This window comes from Algoriphagus sp. AK58 (assembly GCF_014324365.1).
Classification (GTDB): domain Bacteria; phylum Bacteroidota; class Bacteroidia; order Cytophagales; family Cyclobacteriaceae; genus Algoriphagus.
Genome location: NZ_QEIG01000008.1, coordinates 346236 through 372443 on the forward strand (window position 1 = coordinate 346236; position 26208 = coordinate 372443).

The following is a 26208-nucleotide window of genomic DNA, read 5'->3' on the forward strand; positions in this document are numbered from 1 at the left end:
GGACCGAAAAATTTGGAAAAAATAAAAATAGATAGATCGGGTAATTGAAAATCAGGCTGCTCCTTGGGCAGCCTAATTTTATTTTAAACAGGATGTAGATTTAGACCATTTCCGAAAGGAGACTTCCATTTACCTAGGGTAACGATCAAAAAATGATCGAGAATGTTAAGATCCTCAGCAGCTTTTATAAAACTGCTTTTGTCCCAACTTCAGCTCAATCTCTTTGGCTGCTTTGGTAATAGAAAGACCTCCCAGATTGGTACATCTCAATGTATTGGGAATACTTTTCCCCACTTCATACATGGTCTCAATCACCTGATCAAGTGGAATCAAATGATCGTAATCGGCCAAAGCCATATTGGCACAGGAGAGGGCATTGGAGGCGGCCATTACGTTACGATTGAGGCATGGTGCTTCCACCCGGTTTCCTATCGGATCGCAGATCATTCCCAAAGAACTCTGCAACGCCATAGAAGCAGCGGAGATGCTTTGGTTTAAGTTGCCTCCAGCCAGGTGTACTATCGCCGCTGCGGCCATGGTTGCCCCGGAACCGCATTCTGCTTGGCAGCCTCCGACCTCCGCAGCAAAAGTGGAATGGGCTGCTATGAACACTCCGATCAAGCCTGCTATGAGTAAGGCTTTATTTGTTTCTTCATCCGAAAGCCCCAAAGAATCCGCCACACCCAAAACGGCACCGGGCATTGCCCCGCACGATCCAGCCGTAGGGGCGGCGACTATTACACCCATGGAGCTTTTCACCTCCATGATGGCTGAAACATACATGATGATCCTGTTCAAGACATCCCCATCTACTAACTTCCTTTCCTCCATCATCGATTTGAATTTCACAGACTGTGGGCCAAGAATTCGGTCCTCGAATTTCGTTCCCTTCAAGCCTGTCTCCACTGCATTCTTCAGGATAAGCCGGATGTCGTTCATTTTGGTCAACACCTCCTCTTCCGAAATATTGCCACGCATGCTTTCATACCTTGCCGCGAGTTGCCAAAGGCTGAGGTTCTTGCCTTCATTGTAGGCAAACATTTCATCGCAGGTGATAAAAGGAACGCTGGTGTTTTTCCTAGTGAGTACCGGTAAAACAGGTTTCACTTGTTTAATAGAAATGACGCCGTCTATTGCTTTCAATTCTTCCAGGTAGGCTTCATCCAGAAAAGCCTGAGATTTCAAAATCAGGATTCCCTTTTCATTTGCATGAACTTCCAGGTCCTCCGGCAGCTTTGCCTCACTGAGGTACGCATTAAGCTTTTGAGAATCTGAAGAATAGACTAGCGTCAAAAAGCAGTCTCCTGCCAAGGATACCTTCACTCCATCAATTTCCAATACCTCAATCATTCCGCCTCCGGTGGAAATGGCAATGACCTGATGGGTTTCCCAAGGATTACGAAGGGTGATTTGATAGGTATTCGGGTGTTTTTCATTCAATTCCTTGATGGTAATGGTAGCCCTGATTCCCGCGGCACCCAGATGCATTTCAGAATCGACCAATCGTTCATCATAAGCCTCCCAACCCAAAAATCCCCCAAACAAACCCATATCCGATCCTTGGTCCTTGTGCGTAGTGGCCAAGGAACCCTCCGGATCAAAATCGATCCCAATGTCAGAAATACGACCATCCATTAGGTCATGGCAAATTCTCCCGATTCTCAATGATGCAGCGCAGTGGGAGCTGGATGGACCTCTCATCACAGGGCCGATCACGTCGTTAAAAATGCTAGGGTAAGTCATACTTCATTTGGATATGGTACATGTTTAAAGGTAGGCAGATTCTTATCTGAGGTATTGTGGAATTTTATCCAATTTATATACTATTTTAACATTTGCTCTTTTTACGAATCTCACAAATTGCTTAATACCGGTCAGAATGATAATTTAAGAATACATTATCTTAACTATCCCCGCACTATCAATTCTTTTATGTTATGCATCCGCTCCATTTTAAAGTACCTCGACAAAAGGAAGAAACCATTAGAGTAGAATGTTGGGACCTTGAAAATTTCTTCGAGCCCATTCACTTTCACGAGGAGTTCCAAATCACCTTGATCCTAGAAGGAGGGGGATCCCTATTTGTCTCAGACAGTGTGATAAACTTCAAGAAAGGAGAGATTTTTCTCTTCGGAAAAAACCTGCCTCATGTATTCCGAAACAGTGAAAATGATTATCAAAACAACGGACAGAAAAAAGCCCGGGCAATTTCAATTTTTTTTAATCAGGATGTGATCAACAATTCTTTGGGAGATATTCCAGAAGCATTTGCCATACGGAAATTGATTGATGGAGCAGTCTATGGAATCCGGGTATCCACAAGTATACAAGACAAAATAAGTCCACTCTTGATGAAATTGCCGGAGAAAAACACCTTCGAAAAATTTCTCTCCATTCTGGACATCCTCAATTGCATCTCCAAAGACAACCAACTTGACTTTATTTCTTGTTTGGGAATTCCAATCCACACCGTCCGGGAAAACATTCCGAAAATCAACATGGTATTTGATTTTATCCGGACAAACTATTCTGAAAAAATCACTTTACAGCAGGTAGCAGATTTGGTGAATATGACTCCCACAGCTTTTTGCAGATTTTTCAAGTATAAAAGCCAAAAAACATTCTCCAGGTTTCTGATAGAAGTCAGAATAGCCAACGCATGCAGGTTAATTTCAGAGCAAGACTACAACACCTCAGAATGTTGCTATAGTTGCGGATATAATAACCTCTCCAACTTTCATAAGCATTTTAAAAGTGTCACCGGAATGACTCCTTTAGAATTCCGAAAGAACATTCTTCTTGCGTCAAATTGAGTTTAAGAATAGATAGAATCTTCTTTGGGGATAGAATTATATTACTTACTCTTTTGTGAGTATCGCTCTCTTTTTGTATTTCAAAAAAATCATCATCAGTTAAAATACCACACCTTTTAGGTAAAATTTTACAGTAATACTTTATCTCGCCAAGTTAACTTTATCAGAAAGGATCAACGGGACAAAGCCCTGATTAATCCAAAAAACAATGCTAAAATGACCCATTTAGAAAGATTTAAACCTTTACTTACACTCTTCCTCGTTCTCATTTTTGGCGGCCAAGTTTACTCTCAAACAAAACTTACCCTCGAAGCTACCTACCGTGACGGAGTTTACAGACAAAACCGATTTGGACCAATCAGGTGGATGGAAGATGGATTGGGTTACTCAAGCATTGAAAAAAGCAATCAATCCGAAGGGGATGATATTGTAAGGTATGAGGCCTTGTCCGGAAAACGTTCGGTGTTGATCTCTGCTAAAGAACTGATTCCGACTGATAGCCAATCACCCTTGACTATCTCGGATTATCACTGGTCAGAGGACAACAGCAAGCTGTTGATTTTTACCAATACCCGAAAAGTATGGCGCTACCATACCCGAGGAGATTATTGGGTGTTGGATTTAAAAACCAGGAAACTCAGCCAACTGGGCAAAGGAATTCCAGCCACCACCTTGATGTTTGCCAAATTTTCTCCTGATGCCACAAGGGTAGCTTATGTTAGCGAAAACAACATATTTGTGGAATCCCTCGAATCGGGAAAAATCACCCAAATCACCACTGATGGCGACAAAGACATCATCAACGGTACCTTCGACTGGGTCTATGAGGAAGAGTTGGATTGCAGAGATGGGTTTAGATGGAGTCCGGATGGGAAAAACATCGCCTACTGGCAGTCTGACACCAAAGGTGTAGGCACCTTTTATTTGATCAACAACCTCGACTCCATCTATTCAAAACCTATTCCTCTGCCCTATCCTAAAGTCGGACAAACTCTTTCTGCAGTAAAAATCGGTGTAGTCTCCAGCGAAGGCGGTGAGACCAAATGGTTTGATTTCCCAGGTGATCCGCGAAACAATTACCTGGCAAGGATGGATTTTATCCCCAATTCTCAGGAAGTGATGGTGCAGCAGCTGAATCGTCCCCAAAACCAAAACACGGTCTGGGTTGGCAATATCCAAACCCTGTCCTTGTCCAAAATCCTGGTCGAAAAAGATGCTGCCTTTCTGGATGTACATGACAATATCCGATGGTTGGATGGGGAGAAATTTTTCACCTGGACCAGTGAACGGGACGGTTGGATGCATTTGTACAAAGTCTCCAGAGACGGGAAAACAGCAGAATTGGTAACAGAGGGGGAGTTTGATGTAGAGCGAATCAGCCATATCGACCCCGCGAGTGGTTTTGTCTACTACATTGCCTCTCCTGAAAACTTTACCCAACGCTACCTCTATCGCAGCTCACTGAACAAAAAAGGAAAAGCAGAACGAATCACTCCAATGAGCCTTTCCGGGCAAAACGGCTATCAGATTTCCACCGATTCAAAATTTGCCATACACACGTTTCAAAACACCACAACTCCGCCCGTTTATTCTTTGGTCAGCCTGCCAAAACACGAAACAGTCCGAGTTTTGGAGGATAATCAGGCACTTAAATCCAAATATGACGCATTAGGTCTTAACCCCAAGGAGTTTTTCAAAGTGGATATTGGTGATGTAGTTTTGGATGGATGGATGATCAAACCCAAAAATTTTGATCCCACTAAAAAGTACCCACTTATTGCTTTTGTCTATGGAGAACCTGCAAGTTCTACGGTTCAGGATAATTGGGCAGATGGAGACTTGTGGCACCACTATATGGCAGATTTGGGATATGTCATCATCAGCATTGACAACCGAGGCACCAAAACTCCACGAGGCCGGGATTGGCGAAAATCGATCTATGGACAAATCGGGATCTTAGCCTCCTATGACCAAAAGGCAGCTGTGGAACAAGTCCTGAAAACCTATCCGTTTATTGACCCTTCCCGAGTCGGTTCTTGGGGATGGAGTGGAGGCGGACAGATGACCTTGAATTTGATGTTCCGTTTTCCGGAGCTTTACAAAGCTGGAATAGCACTAGCCTTTGTTTCTGATCAACGCCTTTATGATGCCACCTATCAGGAGCGTTACATGGGTCTATTGAAGGATAATGAAGAAGGGTACATCAAAGGATCTCCGATCTCTTATGCCGAGAATCTACAGGGCGAACTCATGATTATCCACGGCACAGCAGATGACAACGTGCATTACCAAAGCTTTGAAATGCTGGTGGATAAACTGATCAAACTCAACAAACAATTTTCCATGATGTCTTATCCCATGCGGTCCCACAGCATCAACGAACGGGAAAATACCTCACTACACTTAAGGGAAACCATGAAAAACTTCTGGCTGAAAAGTTTACCGCCTGGGGGAAAGTAAATTTTTTAAAAAACAGCCCGCAATTCTATGAAAGTTACCAGCTCTAATAAAAACCTAAAATTTTAAACTTAAACGCAGCACTATGATTAATTGGAAAGGAGTATACCCAGCCATTACCACCAAGTTTACCTCTGATGATCAGCTTGATCTTACTGCTTTCCAATGTAATCTTCGGGTGCAGATGGAGGCCGGAGTTCATGGAATCATCCTCGGAGGGAGCTTGGGTGAAGCCAGCACATTGACTAATTCAGAAAAGCAGAAATTGATCCAATCCACCTTAGAAGTTGTTGGGAGAAATATTCCGGTAGTCCTCACGATAGCCGAGCAGTCTACCAAAGGAGCAATTGAGGCAATAACTTCTGCAAATAACAGCGGGATAGAAGGTTTCATGGTTTTACCCCCAATGCGGTATAAAGCAGATGACCGGGAAACTGTCACTTTTTTTAAAGAAATCGCCAAATCCACTGATCTGCCCATCATGATCTACAACAATCCTGTGGATTATAAAATTCTGGTGACCTTGGACATGTTTGAGGAATTGGCGGAGTATAAAAATATCCAGGCAGTCAAAGAATCGACAAGGGATCTTGGAAATATTACCAAAATGATCAATCGATTTGGCGATCGATTCAAAATCCTATGCGGAGTGGATCCTTTGGCCTATGAAAGCTTGGCACTTGGAGTAGATGGATGGGTCGCTGGTTTGGTTTGTGCTTTTCCCCATGAAACAGTTGCCATTTATAACCTCATGCAGGAGGGCCGATTTAAGGAGGCTTTAAAAATTTATCGTTGGTTCTTTCCTCTTTTGGAATTGGATATTCATCCAAAACTGGTTCAATACATTAAGCTCGCCGAGGTAGCCACCGGATTGGGCACAGAACATGTTCGGGCACCTCGACTACCTTTGGTCGGAGAAGAAAGACAAAGGGTATTACAGGTGATCCAAACCTCACTTGCCTCCAGACCCGTCTTACCCACAGTAGAGAAAGTAAGCATTTATTAACTTTAAATCCCTTCTACTTCCAAGGAACAAGACTTCGAAAATTGATCATTAGGCCTTAAATCACGGGATTTCATAAATGAAAAAATTCAGCATAGAAACTTATCAAGGAAGAAGAACGAAGTTGAAGCAGAAAATGGGGTCTGGAATATTGCTTTTCCTCGGCAATGAAGAAAGTAGCAGTAACTTCAAGGACAACTGGTATCCTTTCCGTCAGGACAGTTCCTTCCTCTATTTTTTTGGATTGGACATGCCCGGACTCGCTGCGATCATCGATATTGATCAGGATTTGGAAATCATCTTTGGGGATAATTTAACTACTGAGGAGTTGATTTGGCAAGGAGCCCATCCCCCTCTTTCTGAATTAGCTCAAGAGATCGGAGTCAAGCTTACCAAATCCAAAAATGAGCTGCCTAAGTTTTTGGAAAAGAACACTAAACAGAAAATCCATTTTCTTCCTCCTTACCGTCCGGAAAACAGACAGAAACTTGCCGAGTGGCTTTCTATATCCTATTCCGAAATCCCGTCCCAAGCATCGGTTGCCTTCATTAAAGCGGTGGTAGCTTTACGGTCAATCAAGACTGATGAAGAAATCAGGGAGATCAACAAAGCTGTGAACATCTCCGTGAGCATGCACAAAAAGGCGATGAAGGAAGCCCAACCCGGCATGAAGGAATACCAACTCTTGGGATTGGTAAATGGGGAAGCCCTCGCTATGGGAGGACATCTGTCCTTCCCCCCCATCATTACCATTGATGGCCAGATTCTGCACAACCACAACTATTCCAATACCCTGATTCCGGGAAAAATGCTTTTGGGTGATTTTGGTGCGGAATCAGCCATGCGATATGCAGGGGATATTACCCGGACATTTCCCGTGGGACCTGAATTTTCCTCCTCTCAAAAAGAAATCTATCAGATCGTATTTCAGGCCTACCAAACTGCCGTTGCAGCACTGAGGCCAGGAATTCGATTTAAAGACGTGCATTTGCTAGCCTGCAGGAAACTGGCAGAAGGCCTGAAGGAATTGGGGCTTATGAAAGGCAATTTGGACGATGCGGTCGATAAGGGCGCTCATGCCTTGTTTTTCCAATGCGGATTGGGACATATGATGGGCTTGGATGTGCATGATATGGAGGATTTGGGTGAAGAATACGTAGGCTACACCGACGAATTCAAAAAAAGCAAGCTGTTTGGACTGAAATCCCTCCGATTGGGGAAAGAACTCGAAAGCGGTTATGTGATTACCATCGAGCCCGGTATCTATTTCATCCCGCAACTGATCGATCAGTGGCAGTCGGAGAACCTCCACAGCGAATACATCAATTATGAAAAGTTGGCCCAATACCGAAATTTCGGAGGCATCCGGGTGGAAGACGGCTATTTAATTACCGATTTAGGTTCCCAGATTTTAGGAGATCCTCTGGAAATTGAAATCGCAGATGTAGAACGGATCCGGAGAAAGTAGACTCGGTCGATTCTTTGATTTCCACAATCCTTTTGGTAGCTTATTCATTCCAAATCCCCTGATATGAAAAAAGCTCTCCTGCCCTTCGTCCTACTGTACTTTGCCTTTTCCCTTGCATTTTCACAGGAAAAACCGCTCCGAATCCTGATGATCGGAGCTCATCCGGACGACTGCGACATCAAAGGCGGAGGCACTGCGGCCCTTTTTGCCAAGATGGGCCATGAAGTCAAGTTCCTTTCTATCACCAACGGAGATGCAGGGCACATGGAAATGGGCGGAGGCATGCTTGCCAAGCGGCGCTATGCCGAAACGCAAGAAGTGGCAAAGCGACTGGGAATCCAATACGATGTCTTGGACAATCACGATGGGGAACTGCTTCCCTCTTTGGAAATTCGACTCGATGTGATCCGAAAAATCCGGGAATGGGGTGCGGATGTGGTGATTTCCCACCGGCCCAATGACTACCATCCCGATCACCGATACACCGGCGTTTTGGTGCAGGACGCGGCCTTTATGGTGGGTGTTCCCAATATCGCTGCCGATACTCCTCCTCTTCGCAAAAATCCGGTTTTCCTTTACTACCAGGACAATTTTCAAAAGCCCAATCCCTTCTCACCGGATATCGTGATCGATATCACTTCGGTGATTGATCAGAAAATCTATGCCTTGGACGCGCACACTTCACAGTTTTACGAATGGCTTCCTTGGATCGGAAATGAGACCGATGTGATTCCCGAAGAAAAAGAAGAGCGTATCGCTTGGCTGAAATCCAAGCGGGCTTTAGCTCCAAATCCAAGCGTACAAAAAGCACTGGAAGAATGGTATGGAAAAGAAAAAGCGGCTCAGGTGAAGTTTGCCGAAGCTTTTGAAATCTGTGAGTACGGAACGCGGCCTACTCGGGAAGACATCTTAAGGCTGTTTCCGATGCTGAAATAAGGAAAGAAAAGCCAGACTACTTCAACAACGACAAACCTTCCAATGCCGAAGCATCTCCCGGGTTATTCAAAAGCACTTTTTGGAAAAGGACCGTAGCCTCCCTGGCTTTCTTCAGTTTGAGCTTGGTCCACGCGAGTAGAAGCAACCCGTCATAATCGAAAGGATAGAGGTTGACAACCTTTTCAAGGTAGGAATCTGCCTTTTCAAAATTGCTGCGGTTGTAATAAATCAAACCCAACCGATAATTAACCACGGAATTCTGAGGATCTATCTGAAGCATTTTAAGATAGATTTCCTCTATAGCTGTCCATTTTCCTTGCACGGAAAGTGGTAATACCAAACCAAACTTTGGCTCTAAAGCATATGGTTTCAGGTTAATTGCTAGGTTATAGTAATCCAAAGATTCTTTCAATTGTGATGCCTGATAACTCAACCATCCCAACCTCAGGTTCATTTCATAGGAATCGGCCTGATAGACAGATTTAATTTTATCGATTGCCCCTTTGAAATTTCCTGATTTCTCAAACGCATAACTTTCTTTGAATGCATCGACTATTTTATCCTGGGCTTGTGCCAAGGTAAAGCCTGAGAGCAAAAGGATGAACCCTAGCACCATTATTTTCTCAACCAAGGTTTGGGAGAGGCGAGGTTTTTTTAAAGTTAAAATGTCCATGATAGTATTGCGGTTATGGATTGGAGAGAGTAGGACTTAACGTTTTGCTCCACCGAGGGCGGTAGAGTCTGAAAGCTGCTGGTATTAGAGAAATTCGTATAATCCAAAGTCAGTTTCCATTGGGGATTAGGAAGAATAATTACCCTGCCCCCCCAACGGTTCTGGATTTTGTCGAGGCGGTTAAATACTACCAGACCTTGCTTGTAGAAATAATTCTCAAGCTCTCCAAATGTGGCGTATCCTTCCAACCAAATGAATTCTGTCACTTTACCTCCGAGTTCCTGATTGAAAATGATTCTCTGGGAAGAACTGGCATTAGCAAACTCTTGATTCTGATAGGTTACGACTGAAAAGGTGTAAAAATTCAGGTTTCCTCCCGGAAAGAGCGTCAGATTCAAATCCGACTGGACTTGCTTGCCATTGTTAATGGTACCGTAAAAAATATTCGCTCCTAAATTGAGATAGGTTAGATTTTTGGAAAGCCCTCCAAACACCAAATAGTCAGAATCCTTTTGATCTTGAATTACTACCAGGGCTTGCTGACCATTACCCATCTGCTGCACTTCCTGCAGAGGGAAGGTATTATTTATAAAATGCCCGCCTGCGGTAAAATGAAATCCCTGTCCTAAGTAGTAAGTTCCTGAGAGAAAATATTGCCAACTGTCAGAGATGTAAGAGGGGTTTTGAAAGGAAACCCCATTCCCTTGACTGTATAATAAATGAGTCGCCCGGAGAATGCTAAATCCCTGATATAGTTTAAATCTATCACCAAGATTCAGATCCAAACCCAAAAAGCCATAATGATGAAAGCGGGGGATAAATTGATACCCTTCTGTTTGCGGATTTGTACTCGCCGAAAAATTATCAATGACCTGTTGATTCACCTGACCGGTGTAATTGTAGGCAAACTCCAACCCATCCAACAAATCGGCGCCATCTGTTTGAGTTTTGTTTTTCATTTGCGGGGAAAATCCTGCTGAAATCAACCTCGCTTGAAATTTTCTTCCCGACCAGAGGTAAGCATAGTACAGGTATTCCCTGACATATTCCTCCTCATCGTTGATTTCCTTTGCTATTTCTAAATGGTGTGCGGCCTGATGATAATCCCCTTTTTCAAAATAAGCGACTCCCAACCTAACCCTGAGGTAATAGTAATCTATTCCCTGATCAATCGCCGACTTGCCTTCATTGATCAAGGCATTCCAATCCTTTTTGACAAAAAGCTCAGAGGTTTTTGCGTCTACCAGAGACAAACTTGTATTTCCCTGTCCCAAGGCACCACCTAGCGGTAAGAGGATACACAACCAAACCAAAATTAATCCCTTATACATGATGCATTGATTTTTTGAGTTCCTCGCTCAAAGGAAAATGACACAAGCCCTCCCTGATCGATAACAAGTTGGAATTTGGAAACTTCAAGAAGCTTTCCTAGCCTTCGTTTTTTCACCTCCCCATTCATAATCAGAGGCTTGGCTGAAAAGCCCCGAAAAGATTTAGGGTAATTCAACTCATAGTCTGCCCTTAAGTATGAATAAATAGGTGCCAGAAAATCCTGAATAAAAATCCTCTTAGGATGAAAGATCAAATGAATCGGAAAACTGTCCTGTATTTTGAGATTGGGAGTAAATCCAAAACTCACCTTGAAAGCTGAAAGAAAAAAGTGGTATAAAAGTGACTTTCTACTCCCCTCAAAGTGGGTAAAATGCAGCATTAAATCATCCACTTTGAAATAAGCCTTGGCACCTGATTTCTCACATTCAAGGTATTTATTCAAGTAATAGTCACGCTTCACTTCCCAAGACACTTTCCCTTCTTGGGTTTCAAAATCAAGCTTATCCCCCACCACAAATGAAAATGCCTTTTTCAATTCTGCCTGAGGCACAAGCGAGGAAACCAGGGCGTTTTTGGGGGGAATTGAGACCGCCATTAGTTTTTCCTTTCCTTCATGCCGAATCCAAATGTCTGAGATGGGATAATCAATTGTCGCTGAACCTACGTAGGGAGTCGCCTGCATCTGAAAGTGCAAATGAGGGTAAGGAGAATTTCCGGAATTTCCACACTTGCCTACTACCTGTCCTTTTTCCACAGCATCTCCGGGCTTTAGAGGGATAGACCCCTTCTTCAAATGGCTCAATTTGGAATATAAAAATTCACCATGCTTGATGACTATGGTATTCCCCCAATTATTTTCCAGATTTCGATGGCCTATGACATTATCTTCAACTTCATTTACCACCTCTTCTACCACTCCTTTGGCAGGGGCAAGTACATTTTTGTTGAAGCAATAATAGTCCTCGGCAAAATCTCCTTCCTTTCGGAAGGTGCTACCCTCTTCGTCTTTTATTTCAAAATCCCAGGCATATTTCCAATCATCTTTGTGTGTGTATTCCCCATTGTGCCCTTGGGTTACGGTCCATTCTCCAAAAAAAGGCAAATAAATCGGGACTGGACTATTCTTCCCAAACCGCTTCATGAAATTGGAGAAGGAATAGAGATTCCTTTCTGGAGAATTTTGTTGCCAAAAAATTGTACTCAGTCTTATCCTGTTGTCTACTCTAAACTTTAGTGCATACAAAACAATAAGGGTAGAAACATTGAAGGGAAAAGAATGAACCGGAAGATTAAATAATGAAAATACCTCCTGAAGAGATATGCTGATCAATACTACCAATGGGATTATCAGCAATACCATTAGATAACTGCTCCGGTTGGGTATAATAAAATAGCCCCCCAAAGCAATGGCTACCAATATGTAATTAAAAGCAACGTAACTAAACGTCACTTCGGAAAATGAAACCCCAAGCAAGAGGTAAAAAAAATAGGCTACATAAAATCCCAGAAAAGAAAGTGTGAAAGCGATTCTGGAATATATCAAAAGACCTACCGCCGCTATTATTCCTGCAATGAGTGTTTGCTGAAAAAAAATAGCCCCCAGAGAAAGAAAATAAGACTTTAGAGAAGGGGGAATTCCTAATTGATTGACCCATTCATAAAGCTGAATCAAGCTGCCTCCACCTAAAGTGTAGAGATCGTTGAGGACATAGACTCCTCTTTCACTAAGTCCCAAAGCTTCAAAGTGTCCGGAAGTCAAACGAATCATCCAAAAAATCAGAATAAAGGGAATGCTCAAAAAAGGCAATCCATATTTACCCAAAAATCCTTCCAAGGTCACGGAAAATAAAACCGCCAAGACTCCTGAAAGAAATACAAGGATCAACAGCAGTAGGCCGGGTTCGAAGTATATCCCCAATCCCACTCCGATCAAAAGAGCATTAAACCCATAAAATCCTTTTCGGATATTTGACTCATAGAATCCCAACCCATTGGCAGTAAGCAAGGCTGTACAAACCGCTAATAGACCATAGATACCCACATAAAGGTCAATGAAAGTTAAAAGAAGGAGAGCTACTCCAAATCCCTTATTATCCGAAAAAAAGACTTGAGCATAACTCTTGGTCAGGGATTCCCAAAACCAGCCCCATGCTTTGTAAGACAGCCGTACAGTCAAGGCAGATGACATTACAGGTTGAAATTTTTCAAATGATCAGGAATTTCCTCTTGGGAATTGATGGTCTCCAGGCTTTCTCTCCTTCTGATCAAATGCGGCTTACCTTTCATATCCAGCATTACCACGTTTGGTCTGAATGTAATAAATTGAAGCCATTGGGTGTTGTTGTAAGCACCTACCCTCCGGATGACATAATGATCGCCCTTTTTAAGAAGGGGAAACATGAGATTGCCCCTGACTACATCGATATTCATACAGAGAGGACCGTAAAGGGTCGTATCCTCAGTTTGGTCTGAGACAATCTCCACAGGTCTGATGTCATGGTCATACCAAAACGAGGTAAATAACAAATTGACACCTGCATCGATAATGGTCGCTCTTCTCCCATCTGAAAGTCTTTTAGTAGCCAATACGGTACCTGCCAGATATCCAGCTTCATCAATCAAGGCCCGCCCTGTCTCCAAAACCAGCATGGGAAGATGATCCGGTTTGATTTCCGAACTCATTAATCCCGAAGTGATGGCTTCGGCAAAATCATCAAAAGAAGGGGCTGTATCTGTGCCGGGATAATAGGCACCACGAAGGGTGTTTTTAGAAGCAAACCCTCCTCCCATGTCGATGTACTTAAGGGCAAGACCATATTTTTTCTCCAATTTTACGGCCAAGCTCGCCAGCTTTCCCGCAGCAATGCGATAGGCTTCCGTACTGAGAATATAAGTACCGATATGGGTATGCAGCCCGATCAAATCGAGTGTTTTACTGGCCATTACCCGATTGATGGCGTCCCAAGCTTCCCCATTTTCATAATTGAACCCAAACCGGTCCCAAATCGGATAGATCCCCACATCCATATTTACCCGGATTGCCACTTTTGGTCTTTCATTCATTTCCCTGCTCAAATGGATGATATCATACAATTCATCAAAATGATCGATATGAATCAGGGAGTTGTTGGAAATAGCCAATTTGAGGTCTTCAATAGATTTGTCCGGACCATTGAAAATGATTAACTCCCCCGGCACTCCATTCTCAAGAGCTTTATGGTATTCAAATCCAGACACGACCTCTGCCCAAGCTCCCTCCTGATGGAAAATATTGCAAACCGCATTGAGGTAATTGGTCTTGTAAGACCAAGAAAACTGCACATTAGGATAGCGGGAACTAAATGCCCGGTAGGCTTCCCGATAGGTCTTTCGGATGGTTTGCTCGGAGAGGACAAACAAAGGAGAACCAAACTCCTCTAGTAGAGATCGAATGGAGCTTCCATCAATATGGCTGATGGGCTCCAATCTTCGTGGGATTCCGTATTTACTGGGAAGACCTGCATTCACTCGCTGGATAATGGGCCTTTCAAATGTCAGCTTGCTCATAGTTTTCGGGATTTTATACTTCTCCTCTAGTAGAAAAATGCTCGAATTCTTTCAGATCACAGATCATGTCATAGGAATATCGGATAAACATCTTTCCAACTTCATATCCCTCAAAGGGATTTACCTCTTTTCCCAAAGCCAACAAAACCAAGGCTTCGGGAAGATTCTGCCCTGCAGCTACCGCCAGATAAACCCACGCAGGCAGCCTTGGATTAATTTCGATCATGTACAGTTCGTTGGATTTGGTGCGGATCAATTCGAGCTCCATCCCTCCCCTCCAATGGGTTTGGGAAAAAATCTTTTGGGTCAAGTCCATCATATCCTGATCCTGTAAGGTAATTCCTCCCCATCCTTTTCCTTTGTCAGTGATATAGGTTTTTCTCATGGGAACGGCTCCTACTACATTCCCTCGCCCATCTCCCAATGCCACCACATTGACTTCGGTACCTCTTACAAATTCCTGAATAACGATGGGAAGACCCCACTTCGCGGCAATTTTGTGAAAATAGATAGAAACCTGTTCCAGATCATAAGCAATGTAGGCATCATAAAACTTGCCCTTCACGACTACTGGATACTCAAATTGATCTTGAATTTTCAGGAAATCATGGATGCTTGCGACTGTATCACTGTAGGGTACTTTTACTCCATATTTTTTACCGTATTCCGGTAAGTTGGATTTATGCCTTTCTTCAAATTGCTGGAGTGTAGGCAAGAAAGTATTAATTCCCAGCTCATGAAGAACTTTTTCAGACTTCATCACCGTGAAAAGCTCGGAATCGAAATTGGGCACCAAAACCTGAATATTTTCCACCTGATGGATATACCGAATTCGATCCAAGAAGGGCTCTACTCCATCAGAAGGATAAGGTACTTTATAGGTCTTGTCCACCAGATCATGCATGTAAATGCCCGGTTCCAAATTTTCATAGGCCAACCCTACTACCCTCACATCCAACACCCTAGATTCTTTCAATCCTCTGATCACAGGAATCCCCGGCCCAGGGCTATCTATGTTGTTTAGCCCGGAAAGTGCGACGGTGACTTTAATCTTCTCCATTTCCTTCAATCAGATTCATGTGCTTCAGGGTTGCTACAAAATCCAGGTAATACCTTTCAAAACTTTCTGGATCTACTTCGTATTTGTCCAAAAAAACCTGCAGGACTCCTTGATAATCCTTCCCTTCCTTTATAAGTTGGACGATCTCAAGACCTGTGGTATTTAGCGTAAAGGAATCCCCCGTCCGTGCATCAAACACAAACCCTGAATCACTGATGGCGATATTATTTTTTATTTTGAGCATAGCATTCTCATTTTTCTCTCACATCCAACACTTTATCAGATCCAAGAAGGGATAAATTTCCTCTGTCATAAGGTATTTTTTCACTTCCCCCAGAATTGTACTAAACTACGACCGACCTTCTTATTTTCATCCAATTTTCAAGAGAAAATTCTGGATCTTTACCTGTCAAAAGAAAAAAAAGTAACTGTTATTTTCTATGACAAAAGTCTCATTGTGAGATTTTTTAAAAAATTAATTCCAAATCTTGAAAGGAGGCAAAATGACCGGATAAGGTAAAAATTAACCACCATTTAAGGCGGAATTATTCCTCATATTAACTCCCTTTGAAAACAATTAGTCAAAAAATTGTACAGCTAACTCTTAAAAAAAATCAACCTGAATAATCAAGCAGAACTAAGAATAAAAAACGACTCATCAATTCAATTTGTCTACAAAATACATCTAGCTCATAAGATAGATCCTTATCAAAATTATGGAACACTAAAAAAAGGGAACTTCAATTTACTCAAACCATAGTCCATCCTATCTCTTATCTTCCCAAAGGAAAATGGCTTCAATTGATTTATGCAATAAAAAACTTAGTCCCAAGATTAATCCAAAACACCCTGTTTTCAGGAATTGGAAAGTTGAAAAACCATGAATAATGATCAAGCCTACTCAGAAAACACTTTTTGATAGCTGTATAGGTTAGGCTATCTGGACAAAAAAACAAGATAAAAGAAAAAGTTGCCTTTATAAAAGGCAACTTTCTCAAATCTCTATCTAATTTCTTTTTTACCAAGGCTTATTAGTCCCCTGATTAATCCAAGTCTTAGACCATTGATTATTAGGACCTCTTCCTCCCTCATAGGGCGTTACTTCTAATCGATTGATAGCCTCGGTTACCCGTTCGTTGTTGAAATTGATTTCGTTTCCTCCATAGATAAATCTAACAGGCAGCACAGGTTCAGGAGATGCTGGACCAACTTTCAAAACTGGGAAACCGGTTCTTCTGTAATCAAACCAAGCTTCAGAGGCATTAGTCCAGCTGGCAATCCATTTCTGTTCGATTATTTGCTTGACAGTTCCGTTATATGCCACTTTTGGCTGCTTGATGTAAGCATCAAACCCATTTAAAACTCCCCAAGTTTTCAACGAGGACTGTACCCCATTTCTGTAATGGGATTCCGCATTCCCTACAGCATACCCCTTGAGAGATGCTTCAGCAAGAATGAAATAGACTTCGGCAGCGGAAATAATTCTAGCCTTTAGCAAGGCATGCTTAGTTTGTCTATAAATATCCGCCAATTGGGAGGCGTGCTGGTTTTCAAGGGTCTGTCCGGGAGTAGGATTTCTATTGTATTCTGACGGAGACAATGCTCCTGGAGGAAGTCCTACAATCGACCGGGTGTCCAATTTTGATCCTAAAATATCCGGATTATAGTGCCTTGTGAACTTATTTCCTGCCGCAATTTGAACCAGGTACTGCTCATCGGTCAATGAAACCACGCCCTGCTGCAACACACCATTACGTCGTATAAATGGATCTACTGCGGTTGTCAGAGTCTTGTCTTCCACCCATTGACAATGTACCTCTCTAAACCAAACTTTGGTACGAGGATCTTGAGTTTCCAGCATATAATCCAAAAGAGTATTGCAAGGCTTAAGTCGACGAAAATTGGAACCCGCATCGAATGAAGTCGCTGTTGGCCAAGAATCAGCCGCAGAAGCTCCTATATAATCCATGACCACGTCTTCAGAAGCATCTGTCAGGTAAATCCCGGTTTTTGCCACTTCTTCAATACCTGCCTTTGCGAGATCGGGCAATTTGTCCGAAACCCGTAAATAATAGCGAAGAAGCAGAGAATTGGCAAACTTTTGCCATCTGGCCACATTTCCTCCAAAATAAACATCGTACTGTGGAATTACAGTTGCGTTCGTTGAGGTAGCAAATAATGCTGAAGCGGCCTTCAAGTCCGCAATAATTCCTCGGTAAATTACCTCTTGGCTATCAAATTCAGGCAATTGGTATTCTTTTCCAGGTTTATCCCCCTGAAGAGCTTTGGTATAAGGAGCATCCCCCCAAAGGTCTGTAACCATCCCAAAAATCAAAGACTTCATGGTCAGGCCAACGGCTTTATGGAAAGGAGAATTAGTCTCTTCGGCACGCCGGATCATAAATTCATTGGTACGAAGTAACCCATACCAACCTGTCCAATCCTGAAGTCCCCATTCGTAGTGATTATGTCCCCCATTCCAGCCATCTTTCTGAGTGTGCTGTACCACCCCAGCAAGATCTTGATAGCCCAAATTGACCAAATTTTGACCCACTCCTACCAAAATGGTGGGCATCAGCATGTTTACGTTTGCATTGGAGGGAGATACTCCATTTGGGTTTTCATTGACTTCATCCAAATCTTTACATCCTCCTACAATCAAAGAGAATAACAAGACTAAGGTTCCGATTTTTATATTGATATTTTTCATGACTTAAGCTGTTTCGGGTGGAGATTAAAAGTTTGCACTAAACTTGAATCCAAAAGGCATCGTCCAAGGGTTAACATTTTGGAGTTCGATCCCCTGCCTAAAGAGGTTTGCTGAATCTCCTTGCTTGGAAGCCGTCACTTGGAAGGCTCTTTCAGGATCGATTCCTATGTCTGCCTTAGTCCAAAGAATCAGATTTCGGGTGTAGACGGAAAAATGAGCATTTTGGAATCCTTTAATATTTGGCAATTGGTATCCCAAGGACAATTCTCTCATTTTCAAGAAAGAAGCATCAAAGGTAATCTGCTCATTGTAGCTCCAAGGGTACGCAGATGATGCAGGGTAAATCTTGGTTCCTGGTCCTCCCAAATGTTCGACATACTCGCCATTTGCATTTCGAATGACCCCTGGAACAAAAACACCATCATATCCAGCCGCAGCCATGTTGACAGGCAGACCTCCTGATTCTTTATCATACCCACCCACTCTGGGGAAGTTTCCATTTTGAGGAATGATATATTTTTCAGGGTTGGACTTAAGTAATGCGATAAGTTCTTCCTGAGAATAAAGTCCTCCCGGTATCAATTGGTCCATCTGCCTCTTTGACTTCCAATCCGACTCTCCATATCGGTAGGTGTAGGACATAAAATCTCCTCCCAATCTCAGATCGAAACTCGCATCCAAGGTGAATCGCTTATAGCTAAGTCTGGTTTGAACCCCTATCAATGCATCCGGATTGAAATTCCCAACCTTTCTTCTGTCCTCTCTGCCATTGAGAGGAATCCAGGAGCCGTTGGCATTGAGAATCGGCCAGCGATAGTAGGGGGAATTGGGATCCGTCACCGTGGCGAATCCTCGGCTATACAAATCCCCAATCTGCCCTCCTACAAATGTGGATGCGCCTCCGTTGTTGTCTTCCCACAAAGTAATGAAGTCCATTCCGTCGGCAAGCTCCTCAAGAGTAGTCCTGATGCGGGTATAATTCGCATTTATATCGAGTGTAAACCCATTGGCATTTTTAATCGGAGTGCCTCCAAGTTGAATTTCCCATCCTTTGGAAGAAAGCAATCCTGCGTTTACTTGCTTTTGAGAATAGCCGGAAGAACTTGGTGTAGGTACACTTAGAATTTGATTCTCATTTTTCTGGTAGAAATAGGTTCCTTCAAACCTCACTCTGTTGTCCCAAAGATTAAAGTCTAACCCCAACTCTTGAGAGGTATTGATTTCTGGTTTAAGATTTGGATTTAATAATGTCCCCGGATAATTGGTTGTAATAAGGCTTCCCCAGTTTGAAGTTCCCAATATCGGCTCCAACGCATAAGGACTGGTGTCATTACCTGCCTGAGCAAACCCTGCTCTCACTTTAAGCATAGAAATGGTCTCCGGCAAATTGAAGGTGTAATTTGCCAACCAGCTTAAGGACACTGAAGGATAAAAATAAGACCGATTAGATGAAGGAAGAGTGCTTGACCAGTCATTACGGCCAGATAAATCCAGATAGAGTTGATCCATATATCCGATGGATGCAATGGCGAATAAGGAATAGATCGCTTTTTCGGAATAGAAGTTTGAATACCTCAGTCCAGTATTGGGAACATTACTGATTCTATACAGTCCAGGTACAATCAATCCCGCATTTGGGGCACTTCCCATGTAATTGTCTCGGTAGTATTGTTGCATGATATTTCCTCCACCACTGAGAGAAATGTTGAAATTGGAGATGGACTTTCTATAGGTGGTCAAAAACTCAATATTGCTTTCGGTTCTTCCAATATCCTGAAGGTGGTAAGCCCCTCTTCGTTCTCGGGTGTAGGACCATGGAATTTTAGTCTCTCTGTTTTCGGTATAAGTGTCTAAAGTTAGCCTTACATAAGAGGAGAGAACTTCAGAAAACTTGTAGTCAAGTTTTACATTACCAAAAACCCTGTCCCTTACAAATCCATTATTTATACCGTAGGCAATGAAGTATGGATTGTCGTGATTTACTGAGACGGTTTTTTGCTGAATTTCTTCTTGACCTTCCAGCCAGTACTCCTTCAATTCCCGAATATCCACATGCGACCAGTTATACACCGCTTCCAGAGGATTGGCTCCTCTATTGGTGGTAGCGGCCCGGTTATTGGACTTGGATCGGGACAGGTTGACGTCTGCGCTTAGTGATAATTTGGAAGTAAATTGGTAAGTATTTGAAAGGGAAAGATTGTTCCTATGCAAGTCCGTATTGGGAATCATTCCCTTGTGAATCATATTGGAAAAACCAAGCCTATAGGTAGCCTTGTCTGTAGACCCAGCCACGCTGACTGAGTTGGTAGAGGTCACGCCGGTTTCTAAAAAGTTCCTCATATTGTCAGGGTAGGATTTCAATTCGGTTGGAATCTTTTTCCCATCCTCTCCCATAGGACTGTTCCATTGCACGGCCTTATTCCCTGCGTCCAATTTCAGCCCTGCCCAATAGGCTGATCGCTCATCCAATTGGTCGTTTCGGACCCCATTGGCATACATGTAATGAAAATCAAGAAATCTATATGGCTTTTCGAACACATTGCTGGTAGTAAAATTGACTTTGAGAGATTCTCCCTTTCGACCCTTTTTGGTGGTAATCAAAATCACCCCGTTTCCTGCCCGGGAACCGTATAATGCCGCAGCACTTGGCCCTTTCAGCACTGTTATGTCTTCAATATCGTCAGGGCTGAGATCAGAGATCGGGTTACCATAATCGACTTCATTTCGATCACCCATGTTTCTCACATTGTTCAGGGTATTAGATACCGGAACACCATCTATCACAAACAAAGGCTGATTATCACTGCTCAAAGAAGTAGCCCCTCGAATCACTACACTGGTTGAAGATCCTACCCCACTGATCTGATTAATCGAAACACCAGCTACCCTTCCTGCCAGGGCGTTGATTGGATTTTCCTGAGCTACTGTTCTCAAATCTTCTCCCTTTACCTCTCCTACAGAATATCCCAAGGATCGTTTTTCCCTTTCAATCCCCAAGGCAGTTACTACTACCTCACTCATTGCCTGAATATTTTCTTCCATGGTTAGATCGAGTGTGGACTGTCCTGACACAGGAACCTCTATGGATGTAAATCCGATGTAAGAAAATACAAGAACAGGCTGTGGGCCTCGAACTGTGATCGAATAGTTTCCTTCTATATCTGACACCGTTCCATTGGAAGTCCCTTTTTCCAAAATAGTCACTCCCGGAAGGGGAAGTCCATCTGTTTTGGAAGTTATTTTCCCTCTTACTGCCACCGATTGGGCTTGTAAAAAATCCTCAGGAATGCCTGAAGCACCATAGGCCAATGCCACTGCACTTGGAGCAAGAAGCAACACAAAACCACAGATCAGACACCAGGATAATACCTGACGCAATTTGGGTTTAATCGGGTAAATAAATTGTTTCATATGTATGAATTTGGGTTGGTTAAGATTTGGGGTTTTCAAGAGTCTTTTTTTCCTCATCAAGGCTAGGGTCAGGTCCTTTCATAAATCGGTCAAAGGATTTTCGGAATTCAAGATCAAAATCATCAGCTTGCTTTGGGTCTTCGATTCCTTCCAGAAACAGCGTGAATTCTTCCCTTGTAATCTTTCCTGACTCCAGCTTTTTGAGTAAATCAGATGCGTTGAGCCTTTTCATAATGATCTCATTCACAAGAATTACTGGCGTAATGAAAAAAGAGACTATCCTTGATTGAAAAAATCTGAAATAGTCCCTTTCACTGGATTTTGAGTATTGAAATGGATTAGTCCCCGCATTATCCACACCATGAACCACTACCGATCGAATTATCCTAAACACCTTTTGACACTAAGTCTTGTAGCCTTCACTTTTTGCGCAGCCCCTCCCAAAAATCTTCCCGACCTCAAGACTACCGTAGATCAGATCGTCACCTGGCTCTATGAAGAAATTCCCTCCGACAGCCTCAATTTGCTGGATGAAGCTTTTTTCGACTCCTATTTGACCGAGGAGGAAAAGGCGGTGATGAGTACGCAGTACTGGATTTTTGAAGTCAACCAGCCTGTGAGAATATCACTCATGCGCCATGTAGACCAAAAGACGGTTCCCTTTTGGCTTGAAAAATCGGGTTTTGTCAAAACCAACCTGCTGGTCAAAAATGAACTCTCTTCATATGAGGTCTGGCAAAAAGAAGAGCACTCGGGAAAAGTCAACTTGGGCATCAATGGACTTGACAAACACCGACCGGTGTATTTTATCAGTCTCAAACCTTTGGAAAAAGGAAAAAAACTGGAAATCACACCGATTTTTCCCGCGCAACAGCATTTCGAAACTTTGGAACCCGGAGCATTTACCTATCACGACTGGGATGGGCTGAAAATCACCGAAGTCCCCGATGAAATCCGTGGAGAAATACTCTTTACCACCATCCGTGGACGGGCGAGAGAAGCTCATTTGGTCGAGGCCTTCCGAAGTACCGATTTTCCATCTTCGGAAGTTCCGGATCTACCGGTGTTGCACTGGCATGCTGATCCCAAAACCTCCATTTCCATCAATTGGCGCACTTCTCCAAAATCTACGACAAGTAAGGTCCTCTATTGGAAAAAAGGAGGAAAAGACACGCTCAGCTTGGCATCTTCCCCTCAGGAAATAGAAGACCGCCTACTTCAGAACGACCGCTTTACCCTTCGCCATACCGCGCGAATCTCCGGTCTCAATCCGGGAACTGCTTACCACTACCAAATCCAGTCCGATGACGAGCTCAGTCCGGTTTATTCCTTTGAGACAGCAGCTGACCGCACACCCAATTTTTCTTTCATTTGGTTTGGTGATATGCACAACGATCCCAAAACAGGCCAACTGGCAAAAGATGCTACTACGCGTTTTCCTGAAACCAAATTCTACATTTCCTCAGGCGACTTGGTCAATACCGGACTTCATCGGGATGATTGGGACAAGCTGTTTGCCTTCACCGGAGAAAGCTTTGCGCATCGCCCCTTTATGCCCGTACCCGGCAACCACGACTCACAGGATGGGTTGGGCGCAGGCATGTTTCAGGCGCAATTTGACCTTCCTGTCAATGGGCCCGGAGGAGAATATTCCGAGAGAACCTATTTTTTCAGATATGGTGAGGCTCTTTTCTTGATGATGGATGGCACGCTTTCTATCCCTGACCAAGCGCCTTGGTTGGAAAAAGTACTCGCCGAAAATCCTGCCCGTTGGAAGTTCTTGACCGTCCATTTCCCTGCTTACAATTCTGTAGAACCTTATCCCGAAATCCAGGACTTCTGGGTTCCCATTTTGGAAAAGCACGAGGTGGACCTGTACTTCAGTGGGCATTTTCATTACTACATGCGATCCAAACCTTTGAGGGAATTCAAGCCCGGATCAAACTCCAACCTGATTTTTGTCCACTCGGCTTCGGCACATGGGAAGGGTTTCGAAAGCGATAAGCAGGACCAGTCCTTCACCGTTCTTTCCTACCCCGATGATTACCTCTACCAAAAAATCGACATCGAAGGAAATACCCTGACGCTGAGTTCCTATCTCGCCGACGGCAAACTCCTGGATCAATTCACCATCAAAAAGTAAAGATGTTGTCCGCAGAAAATTCCCTTGTTTATCATTCAGACGGTCTGGCGCTTTCAGATCTCAGGTAAATGCATGTCAAAACGATAGTAATCTCTTTGGATTTAGTCCTGCACTCAATGACCTCAATTTCTAAATATCAACCATTCACATAACCTCAGCCCATCATTCAAAACCGCGTCTGCATCCCAGGCAATCCTTCATGAAGGGAAGAGGAAATCGCCGCCAACAAGATCAAAAGGCCCAAAATCAGAAAAAACAACTTCCAGATTCCAGCCCCTTGGATTCCCTCCCCTGAGAATTGTGCAGAACTTTTGGGGACCAAAAACCAAATCAGCCCAAAGTTGACCAAATACAAAAATTGCTCAGGTCGATATCCGCTCATGAATGAGCCCGTAATCAAAAACGTGTAGGCCAAATAAGCCAAAAACAAAGACCAACAAACCGATTGAAGAACCGAAACCGTACTGACTGCCAGATCATTTGTCAGCGTTTTTGCTTTTTTCCAGGCTAATCCCAGCAATCCTAACCAGATCAAAAATGCCAGCGCGGGTATGGCTTTAGCCCAAAATTCCATTTGTCCAGGGGCTACCTTTTCCAGCATTGGGGTGATCTCTTTTTCCCAAAAACTTTGCTCCCACACGAAAAACGGTATCAGTACAGCTAATCCATAAATCGGCCAAACGGACTTCTCAGCTGCTTTTTTAGCAGGCTGCCAAGAGGATGTCAAAGCCCCATAGGCCATCCCGATTCCGCCAAAAAATCCCAAGGAATACTCCATCACATTCCAAAAATTGAATGTCAAACCGGACAATTGACCCATCGTTTGAAGAAAATTACCAAAGCCAAAACCAAACCCTGCACCCAACCCTGAAAACAGAGCTACACGGAGGGCATTTCGATAGCCGCTCCGGTAAAGAAAATAAGCCAAAGCCAAGGCGGCACCGGCACATACTCCCCAGGCCTCAGACCGTGGCGGAGTCATCAGCCAACCCAGTTGCTCGATGATGAAATAGTAAAAAATCAATCCGCCAACAGTCAATTCTACCGTGACCTGATGCCAAGGAACTTTCCTCTCTTCCGAATCAGTCAATCCAAGTCCAAACAATCCCCCTCCTAAAAATCCGTACAATCCCCCCACCACCAAGAGACTCAATAGACCATAGGAAGCATTCAGAAAATCCGGGGATTTGCCATACCCGACCAACACGCCATAACTCATCATTCCTCCCAATCCCCAGCCCATCGCTCCAAAAAAAGAGGCTTTCAGTCCCGATTCCGCCCATTCACTCCTTTTGGCCACCATCACCAGCATCAAACAGGCTATCGCTCCAGCCCAGGCAGCCCCTTGCTCATGTCCAAATTGCCCGCGAATGGCCCAGGTGGTACCCAAAGTCATGGCGGTAAGAAGAATAGGAAGTAAATTTTTCTTAGGCATGGCGTTTATTGGTAGTTACCTCCCCGACCCAAAAAGAGACTACTTAAACATTTTATCTGCCTTGGCTTTCTCCACAAATCTCCTTCGATACTCCAAGGGAGTGCATCCCATCACCTGTCTAAACTGACGGGCAATATTTTTACTGTCAGAAAGACCCATTTCCAATGCAATTTCGAATACCGACAACTCACTGCTGACCAGTCTCTGGGCCAGCTTTTCGATCCGCAGCTTAAAAATGTACTTGTAGATGGGAAGCCCCGTCACCTCCACAAATCGTTTTTCCAGGGACCTCCTTGACATCGGAACCTCTTTTACGATATGATCTACGAGGAGATTTTGGTCGATATTTTTATGGATAAAATCCAACACGGTAGCTACATAGTCATCCTGAGAGGCATAGATATCGGTGGAGTTTCGTGTGACCACCTTCAGGGGAGGCACCAAAATATCCCGGTAAAACTTGGCCCTTCCGGTGATCATCAAGTCCATCGCCCGAGCCGTATCGTAGCCCGCCCGCTCGATATCCAATTCGATGCTCGACAGCGGTGGATCGGAAAGTTCACAGAGCATGACATCATTATCCACTCCCAAAACAGCCACCTCCTGAGGCACACGGATATTGTTTTGCTTGCAGGCTTCGGTGATATGAACCCCCTGATTATCATCACAGGCCATCAGCGCGATGGGCTTGGGCAGACTTTTCAGCCATTTGCTGAGTGAGTTGCTTTTGTAGTACCAGATATCAGTGGAGCGGGCTTTTTTATGCTCAAAATAGTGCACATGAAATCCCGCCTGATTCACTGCGGATTCAAATCCCTCTGCCCGTTCACGGGACCAGACGATGTTGTTGAATCCATAAAAGGCAAATTGGGTGTACCCTTTGTTCAAAAAATACTCCGCACCGAGCTTGCCTGTCTCCCGATATTGCCCGGTGATATTGGGAATAAATCTGAACCGCTCCTTGAAATCCTGTGCGATCACCGGAATGGGAGATTGATACAGATCATTCTCCATCTCATTGTACAGCTGCCCGATGATTCCATGCGCCTTCCAGTCCTTGGCCCAGTTCAAAATTCCTTTGGCCCCCAGTGTCTCCCGATAGTACAAAGGCATTCGACAAAAACTCCAATGTCCATGTTCAGCGGAATATTTACTGATCCCCTTCAGCAGGCACTTGCTGTATTCTTCGGCAAAATCCAAGAGCAAAATGATCTTGTACAT

The 26208-nt window shown here is 43.6% G+C and carries 18 protein-coding genes; 6 read left to right on the plus strand and 12 right to left on the minus strand.

The window, feature by feature from the left end:
- Positions 1–174: 174 nt before the first annotated feature.
- Positions 175–1743, minus strand: coding sequence for an L-serine ammonia-lyase, iron-sulfur-dependent, subunit alpha (locus tag DDT91_RS08355; protein ID WP_187175722.1), 1569 nt, complete (start codon positions 1741–1743; stop codon positions 175–177).
- Between the two features lie 194 nt (positions 1744–1937).
- Here DDT91_RS08355 and DDT91_RS08360 point away from each other — a divergent pair, with 194 nt between their 5' ends.
- The 5 genes from DDT91_RS08360 to DDT91_RS08380 all read left to right on the plus strand — a co-directional run bounded on the left by DDT91_RS08360 (position 1938) and on the right by DDT91_RS08380 (position 8677).
- Positions 1938–2813, plus strand: coding sequence for an AraC family transcriptional regulator (locus DDT91_RS08360; RefSeq protein ID WP_187175723.1), 876 nt, complete (start codon positions 1938–1940; stop codon positions 2811–2813).
- A 216-nt stretch (positions 2814–3029) separates the two neighbouring features.
- On the plus strand, positions 3030–5273 hold the full coding sequence (locus DDT91_RS08365; RefSeq protein ID WP_187175724.1) for a S9 family peptidase: 2244 nt from the start codon (positions 3030–3032) through the stop codon (positions 5271–5273).
- Positions 5274–5355: 82 nt separating this feature from the next.
- Positions 5356–6276, plus strand: a complete 921-nt coding sequence (locus tag DDT91_RS08370; RefSeq protein WP_187175725.1) for a dihydrodipicolinate synthase family protein — start codon at positions 5356–5358, stop codon at positions 6274–6276.
- Positions 6277–6352: 76 nt separating this feature from the next.
- Entirely contained in the window at positions 6353–7741 is a 1389-nt protein-coding gene (locus DDT91_RS08375; protein ID WP_187175726.1) for an aminopeptidase P family protein, read from the plus strand.
- A gap of 63 nt (positions 7742–7804) precedes the next feature.
- Positions 7805–8677 (plus strand): PIG-L deacetylase family protein, encoded by an 873-nt coding sequence (locus DDT91_RS08380; RefSeq protein WP_187175727.1) that lies wholly within the window; start codon positions 7805–7807, stop codon positions 8675–8677.
- A gap of 16 nt (positions 8678–8693) precedes the next feature.
- On the opposite strand, the gene DDT91_RS08385 is transcribed toward DDT91_RS08380, so the two are convergent.
- The 9 genes from DDT91_RS08385 to DDT91_RS08425 form a co-directional block, all read right to left on the minus strand.
- On the minus strand, positions 8694–9308 hold the full coding sequence (locus DDT91_RS08385) for a tetratricopeptide repeat protein (RefSeq protein ID WP_255502052.1): 615 nt from the start codon (positions 9306–9308) through the stop codon (positions 8694–8696).
- Positions 9309–9337: 29 nt separating this feature from the next.
- Positions 9338–10681 carry a tetratricopeptide repeat protein gene (locus DDT91_RS08390; RefSeq protein ID WP_187175728.1) on the minus strand — a complete coding sequence of 448 codons (1344 nt, stop codon included), beginning with the start codon at positions 10679–10681 and terminating at the stop codon, positions 9338–9340.
- Positions 10666–12870 (minus strand): urea transporter, encoded by a 2205-nt coding sequence (locus DDT91_RS08395; RefSeq protein WP_187175729.1) that lies wholly within the window; start codon positions 12868–12870, stop codon positions 10666–10668. Before DDT91_RS08395 ends, DDT91_RS08390 begins: the two co-directional genes overlap by 16 nt.
- Positions 12870–14228: an alanine racemase gene (locus DDT91_RS08400; RefSeq protein WP_187175730.1), complete on the minus strand. Its 1359-nt coding sequence runs from the start codon at positions 14226–14228 to the stop codon at positions 12870–12872. The genes DDT91_RS08395 and DDT91_RS08400 overlap by 1 nt, the downstream gene beginning before the upstream one ends.
- Before the next feature lie 13 nt (positions 14229–14241).
- The gene (locus DDT91_RS08405; RefSeq protein WP_187175731.1) at positions 14242–15288 is read right to left on the minus strand and encodes an ATP-grasp domain-containing protein; all 1047 of its coding nucleotides are present in this window, start codon (positions 15286–15288) and stop codon (positions 14242–14244) included.
- Positions 15275–15532 carry an HPr-rel-A system PqqD family peptide chaperone gene (locus DDT91_RS08410; RefSeq protein WP_187175732.1) on the minus strand — a complete coding sequence of 86 codons (258 nt, stop codon included), beginning with the start codon at positions 15530–15532 and terminating at the stop codon, positions 15275–15277. Before DDT91_RS08410 ends, DDT91_RS08405 begins: the two co-directional genes overlap by 14 nt.
- Before the next feature lie 774 nt (positions 15533–16306).
- Positions 16307–17998: a SusD/RagB family nutrient-binding outer membrane lipoprotein gene (locus tag DDT91_RS08415; RefSeq protein WP_187175733.1), complete on the minus strand. Its 1692-nt coding sequence runs from the start codon at positions 17996–17998 to the stop codon at positions 16307–16309.
- Between the two features lie 24 nt (positions 17999–18022).
- Positions 18023–21409, minus strand: a complete 3387-nt coding sequence (locus DDT91_RS08420; protein WP_187175734.1) for a SusC/RagA family TonB-linked outer membrane protein — start codon at positions 21407–21409, stop codon at positions 18023–18025.
- 19 nt (positions 21410–21428) lie between these two features.
- Entirely contained in the window at positions 21429–21641 is a 213-nt protein-coding gene (locus DDT91_RS08425) for a hypothetical protein (protein ID WP_187175735.1), read from the minus strand.
- Positions 21642–21770: 129 nt separating this feature from the next.
- On the opposite strand from DDT91_RS08425, the gene DDT91_RS08430 reads away from it, so the two are divergent.
- A complete protein-coding gene (locus DDT91_RS08430) occupies positions 21771–23552 on the plus strand; it encodes a metallophosphoesterase family protein (protein WP_187175736.1) in 1782 nt (593 codons plus the stop codon).
- Positions 23553–23718: 166 nt separating this feature from the next.
- Here DDT91_RS08430 and DDT91_RS08435 read toward each other — a convergent pair whose 3' ends face one another.
- Complete coding sequence (locus DDT91_RS08435; RefSeq protein WP_187175737.1) at positions 23719–24987, minus strand: hypothetical protein; 1269 nt, start codon at positions 24985–24987, stop codon at positions 23719–23721.
- Positions 24988–25026: 39 nt separating this feature from the next.
- Positions 25027–26208: a DNA-binding transcriptional regulator gene (locus DDT91_RS08440; protein WP_187175738.1), complete on the minus strand. Its 1182-nt coding sequence runs from the start codon at positions 26206–26208 to the stop codon at positions 25027–25029.